This window comes from Halorubrum tibetense, from assembly GCF_042661865.1.
Taxonomy (GTDB): domain Archaea; phylum Halobacteriota; class Halobacteria; order Halobacteriales; family Haloferacaceae; genus Halorubrum; species Halorubrum tibetense.
In genome coordinates, this window is record NZ_JBHSWW010000154.1 from 1 (window position 1) to 5,747 (window position 5,747).

The 5,747-nt window shown below is 67.3% G+C and carries 5 protein-coding genes; 1 reads left to right on the forward strand and 4 read right to left on the reverse strand.

What is annotated here, in order from left to right:
* Positions 1–123: 123 nt before the first annotated feature.
* Positions 124–1,635, forward strand: a complete 1,512-nt coding sequence (locus ACFQEU_RS10350; protein WP_379781843.1) for a replication factor C large subunit — start codon at positions 124–126, stop codon at positions 1,633–1,635.
* Between the two features lie 8 nt (positions 1,636–1,643).
* Here ACFQEU_RS10350 and ACFQEU_RS10355 read toward each other — a convergent pair whose 3' ends face one another.
* From ACFQEU_RS10355 to ACFQEU_RS10370, 4 genes are all read right to left on the reverse strand, one after another.
* Positions 1,644–2,915 (reverse strand): sensor histidine kinase, encoded by a 1,272-nt coding sequence (locus tag ACFQEU_RS10355; RefSeq protein WP_379781846.1) that lies wholly within the window; start codon positions 2,913–2,915, stop codon positions 1,644–1,646.
* 373 nt (positions 2,916–3,288) lie between these two features.
* Complete coding sequence (locus ACFQEU_RS10360; protein WP_379781848.1) at positions 3,289–4,215, reverse strand: amino acid ABC transporter permease; 927 nt, start codon at positions 4,213–4,215, stop codon at positions 3,289–3,291.
* Positions 4,215–4,961: an amino acid ABC transporter ATP-binding protein gene (locus tag ACFQEU_RS10365; RefSeq protein ID WP_379781850.1), complete on the reverse strand. Its 747-nt coding sequence runs from the start codon at positions 4,959–4,961 to the stop codon at positions 4,215–4,217. Before ACFQEU_RS10365 ends, ACFQEU_RS10360 begins: the two co-directional genes overlap by 1 nt.
* Positions 4,958–5,686, reverse strand: coding sequence for an amino acid ABC transporter permease (locus ACFQEU_RS10370; protein WP_379781852.1), 729 nt, complete (start codon positions 5,684–5,686; stop codon positions 4,958–4,960). Before ACFQEU_RS10370 ends, ACFQEU_RS10365 begins: the two co-directional genes overlap by 4 nt.
* Positions 5,687–5,747: the final 61 nt, after the last annotated feature.

Sequence of the window (5,747 nt, forward strand, 5' to 3'; positions counted from 1 at the left end):
TCGCCCCCGCCCTCGCCGAGCTGCTCGTCGCCGACGCGATCGCCGAGGAGAGAGCGTGCGCGGACTCGCCGCCCGACGGACGGCTCCGCAACCACTAAACGGCGCTCGCGCCTTCCTCCGATAATGGCCGATTGGACCGAACGCTACCGGCCGAGCACGCTCTCGGAGGTCCGCGGCAACGACAAGGCCCGCGACGCGTTCGCGGAGTGGGCCCGCACGTGGGACGACCATCGCGAGGCCGTCATCCTCTACGGAAGCCCGGGAGTCGGCAAGACGAGCGCGGCGCACGCGCTCGCGAGCGACATGGGCTGGGAGACGGTGGAGCTGAACGCGTCCGACCAGCGGACGGCCGACGTCATCGAGCGGTTCGCCGGACGTGCCGCCCGCAACGCCACCCTCGGCGGGAGCGCAGCGGGTGGCGGCGCAAGTGGCGGCGACACCGCCTCCAGACAGCTCGTCGTCCTAGACGAGGCGGACAACATCCACGGCAACTACGACCGCGGCGGCGCGTCGGCGATCACCCAGCTCGTCAAGGAGTCGGGTCAGCCGATCGTTCTCATCGCCAACGAGTTCTACGACATCTCCCGTGGGCTTCGAAACGCGTGTCAGGATATCGAGTTTCGCGACGTCTCCGCGCGCTCCATCGTCCCGGTGCTCCGGGATATCTGTCGCAAGGAGGGGATCGAGTTCGAGTCCGACGCGCTCCAGCGGATCGCCGAACGCAACCGCGGCGACCTCCGCGGCGCGATAAACGACCTGCAAGCGGCGTGTGAGGGGCGGTCGTCGATCGCGGTCGAGGACGTCGTCACCGCCGACCGCGACAAGGCGATGGGGATCTTCCCGTTCCTCGACGCGGTGCTCAAAGAGGAGTCGGCCGAGGAGGCGTTGCAGTCGGCGTACGCCGTCGACGAGACCCCCGACGACCTCACGAAGTGGATCGAGGACAACATGCTGGACGTGTACGACTCTGCGGAAGCGACCCGCGCGTACGACTTCCTCGCGAACGCCGACGTCTGGTTGGGTCGTGTCCGTGCCTCACAGAACTACACCTACTGGCGGTACGCGACCGACAACGCGGCCGCCGGGGTCGCGGCTGCTCGCGACGGGACGAAGGGTGGTTGGACCCGATACGGTCGCCCGCAGTTCTGGCCCTCCTCGGACGCGACGGCCGACGAGGTCGTGGGACGGATCGCGGCCGCGAGCGGCTGTAGCGTCGCGACCGCCAGACGCGAACTGCTTCCGTTCCTCTCGGCTATCACACACCACTGTAAACCGCGCGAGCTCACCGTCGCGATGGCCGCCGCCTACGACCTCGACGAGGCCGGCGTCGCGTTCGTCACGGGGTCCGGCGAGTCGACCAACAAGGTCGAGTCGATCGTCGAAGACGCCCAGGAACGCCGCGAGCAACGGCTGACCGACAACGCGGAGGGGGCGTTCTCTGGGGGGCGATCCGGCGGGATCGCCGGAACGGCAGCAGCGGACGAGACGGAAGCGGGCGATACCGCTAACGCGGGGTCCGAAGACCTCGCGAGCGAAACGCAGGACTCGACGAGCGACGCGAGCGCGAACGGGAGCGGGGAGAGCGAAACCGACGATGAGGACGACGGACAGTCGGGACTAACCGACTTCATGTGATCGGGGCGTCACTCCGCGGAGGAGCGTTCCGACCTCGCGGTCGCGGCGTCTCCCCCGGTGGGTGGCCCGGAGGTGTCGACGGTATCGACGTCAGTGATCTCGAACCGGGCACCGCCGGCGCGGCTCTCGGCTATCGAGATCGACCAGCCGTGGGCCTCGACGATCCGCTCGACGATGGCCAACCCGAACCCCGTACCGTCCTCGTCAGTCGTGTGTCCGGGCTCGAAGACGGTTTCGCGCTCTTCGGGCGGGATCCCCGGTCCGTCGTCGGCGACGTAGAACCCCTCGTCGGTCGCGCCGATGACGACGCGGACCCCGTGATCGCCTCCTTCCTCGTCCGTCGCAGGGTCGGAGCCGCCGAACGGATCCGTTTCGACCGTTCGGACGAGGTCGTCCTCGACCGCCTCGTGCGCGTCGGTCCTCGACCGGTTGCTCGTGGAACCGTGCTCGACGCTGTCACCGGACTGTGTCCGGTTGCTCGTGGAACCGTGTTCCACGCTGTCGTCGGGCTCTGCCCGACTGCTAGTCGAGCCGTGCTCGACACTGTCACCGGACTGCGTCCGGTTGCTCGTGGAACCGTGTTCCACGCTGTTCAGAAGCAGGTTCTCTAATGCCTGTCGGAGCCGGTCCCTGTCGCATTCGATCCGGGGGAGCGGTTCGCTGACAGCCAGTTCGGCGTCGGGGACGCCGACGGTTTTCCACGCGCGGCGAACGACGGGCCGGAGATCGGTCTCGGCCGTCGCCTCGACGGAACGTCCCTCCCGGGCGAGCGAGAGGAGGTCCGAGATGAGCGCGTCCATCCGATCGAGCGCGTCGTTGACGCGGTCGAGCCGCGTCTCGGCCGCTTGACCGTCGAACTCGCGGGCCAGCTCCAGGTTCCCGACCGCGACCGACAGCGGGTTCCGCAGGTCATGAGAGACGACACTCGCGAACTCGTCGAGCCGTTCACGCTGTTGTTCGAGCTGTCGTTGGCGCCGGACACGGTCGCACGCCGGAAAGAGATAGCCGACGAGGTCGCCGTCGACCGTCCGACCCCGTTCCTGGATCCAAGCGAAGTCGTCATCGGCGTCGACGCGATAGGCGACATCGACCGTTTCCGAACCCAGCCCCTCCCGGAGCCGGCCGCGGTCGTCCGGGTGGACCGCGTCGAGCCAGTCGGTGCGGGGAAGCTCCGAGACGGGGAGCTCGGAGTCGCCGGCGGATTCGATTCGGAGTCGAGTCGGATCGCCATCCGGTCGCCGATAGGCGACTCCCGGACGGGGATCCGTCTGCGGGGGCATTGCTCCCTCGTCGTGTCGGAGGCATAATAAGTCTTACTTGAACAACATTTCACCAGAGATCGGACCGGCACTGATCCTCGTGAATTCAACCGATTTCGGCGTGTAAGAACCGGGATCAGGATCGGAAACGTTGAAACTAGTTCCGAATTGTAATATATCAACAACGATTTCGCGTGTGGAGTGATGGGACCGAGCCGTCGACAGGGGTAGCGATCCGAGGCGCGGACGGCACGAGTGGTACGGGCGACCATGGACGGCACACGGGACGCGGACGGCACACGGGACGCGGACGGCACACGGAATACGGACGGCTCGAACGGGTGGGGATACAGCGGCGATGCCGGGTCGATCCGGGTCCGGTCAGGTCACGGGTTCATCGCTCCCGTTCCGCGCCGAGCCCCGGGATCGCCACCCGGTCCTCGACCCGGCCCATGAACTTCGAGGCGGTGAGGACTAATCCGAGATACGCGAGTCCCGTCACCGCGAATATCGTGGAGTAGCGGAACGTGTCGGAGGCTATCTGGAACGCGCGGTAGTACAGCTCGGGCACCGTGATGAACGCCGCCAGCGACGAGTACTTGATCAGGTAGACGAACTCGTTCGTCCACGAGGGGATCGCGTACCGGAGCCCCTGGGGCAACACGACGTAGTAGATCGTTTCCACCTTCGAGAGACCGATCGCCCGGCCCGCAGTGATCTGCCCCTCCTCGACGCTCTCTAGGGCCCCGCGGATGTACTCCGCCTGATAGGCGGCCCCGTTGAGCGTGAATCCGACGATCGCGACCCAGACGACGTCCCGGATGAATAGCCCGGAGAGGACGCCGGGGACGTACTGTCCGAGGTTCAGCCCGAAGTGGAGCACGAACAGCTGCGCGAGAAGCGGCGTCCCGCGCAACAGTTCGGTGTACGCCAACGAGGCGTACGCCGTGTATCGGCCGTACACCCGCGCGACCGACAGCGGCACCGCGATAAAGAACCCAACGAACAGGCTCACCGCCGTAATGACGACCGTCAGCCACATGCCGCGAGCGATCTCCGGCGAGATCCCCGTGACGAACGCGAGATCGCCGGCGTAGGCGGCGACGATCGGGACCGACGCGACGACGGCCTCGACGGTCCCGGGCGCGACGAACGGCTCGCCGACGGGAACGAGGACGCCCCCGAACCATCGGTTCAGCCAGCTCGCCAGCAGCCAGCCCCAGAAGACGACGCCGGCGGCTACCAGGAGGACCCGACCGACGGAGAGCTCCGTCTCGGACGCGCGCCGACGCAACCCTGCGGGTCTCGTCGCGCTCGCCATCAGTCGTGTCCCGCGATGCGTTCGAGGAACCGGCCGGTCCGGTCGTGTTCGGGACGTTCGAACAGCTGCTCGGGTGGCCCCCGCTCGACTACCCGACCGTTGTCGAGGAAGACGATCTCGTCGGCGACGGCGCGCGCGAAGCTCATCTCGTGGGTGACGACGAGCATCGTCATCCCGTCATCGACGAGGTCGTGCATCACCGACAACACCTCCCCGATCAGCTCGGGGTCGAGCGCGCTCGTCGGCTCGTCGAACAGCATGAGCTTCGGTCCCATCGCCAACGCCCGGGCGATCCCGACCCGCTGTTGTTGTCCGCCGGAGAGCTCCGCCGGATAGGAGTCGAACTGGTCGCCGAGCCCGACCCGCTCGAGCTCTTCGCGGGCCCGTTCCATCGCGTCCGACTTCGACAAGCCGAGCACGCGGCGCGGGCCGAGCGCGACGTTACCGACGGCGGTGAGGTGTGCGAACAGGTTGAACCCCTGAAACACCATCCCGACCTCGCGTCTGAGCTCGTTCACGTCCGTTCCCGGATCGAGCACGTCGACACCGTCGAGGCGGATCGACCCCTCCTGTGCCTCGGCGAGCCGGTTGACACAGCGGAGCATCGTGGACTTGCCGGAGCCCGACGGCCCGATGAGCACGGTGACGTCGCCCGCTCCCATCTCGAAAGAGACGTCGTGAAGCACCTGCTCGTCGCCGTACCACTTCGAAACGTCCTCGACGGCGAGGAACCCCTCGTCGGTCACGCCGACTCACCCTCGGGGATCGCGTAGTGGTCGCCGAGGCGGTCGAGCGCGCGGTTCGTCACGAACGTGAGCACGAAGTAGATGGCACTGATGAACACGATCACTTCAAGGACGGCGGTGGTCCGCTCGATAAACAGGTCGTACCCGCGGGTCAGGAGCTCCGCGAGTCCGATCGCGAACACGATACTGGTGTCTTTCAACACGATGGTGAACTCGTTTTGGAACCCCGGGATCGACCGTCTGAGCGCCTGCGGGACGACGACGTGCCTGACCGCCTCGAACCGGGAGAGGCCGATCGCCCGCCCCGCCTCCAGCTGGCCGTCGTCGACGCTCGCGAGCGTCGACCGGAAGATCTGCGACTGGTACGCGGCGCTCCGGAGCCCCAACCCGAGGATGCCGGAGGTTATCGCTCCCGACAGCGAGTACGGACCGAGGTTCACCTGCGGAACGCCGATCACGAAGTACATCACGACGAGGATGACGACGATGGGCGTCCCGCGTAACACGACGCCGACCCCCTCGACGAGTCGTTTGAGCGGGCCGTCGCCGTATACCTCGACCGCGCCGGCCGGGAAGCCGACGACGAAACCTAAGAGGATCGATGCGACCGTCAGCCCGACGGTGACGACCGCGCCCCCGAGCAGGTAGTCGGCGTTCCGGAACACGAACCGCCAGTCCTCGAGATCGCCGACGAACCCGATGAGGGAGTCGAGCGGTTGGAGCAGTGGCGGTGCGACCGCGCTTGGGGTCGCCGCCGCCGACGCGACGGCGGCGTCGCTGACGGCC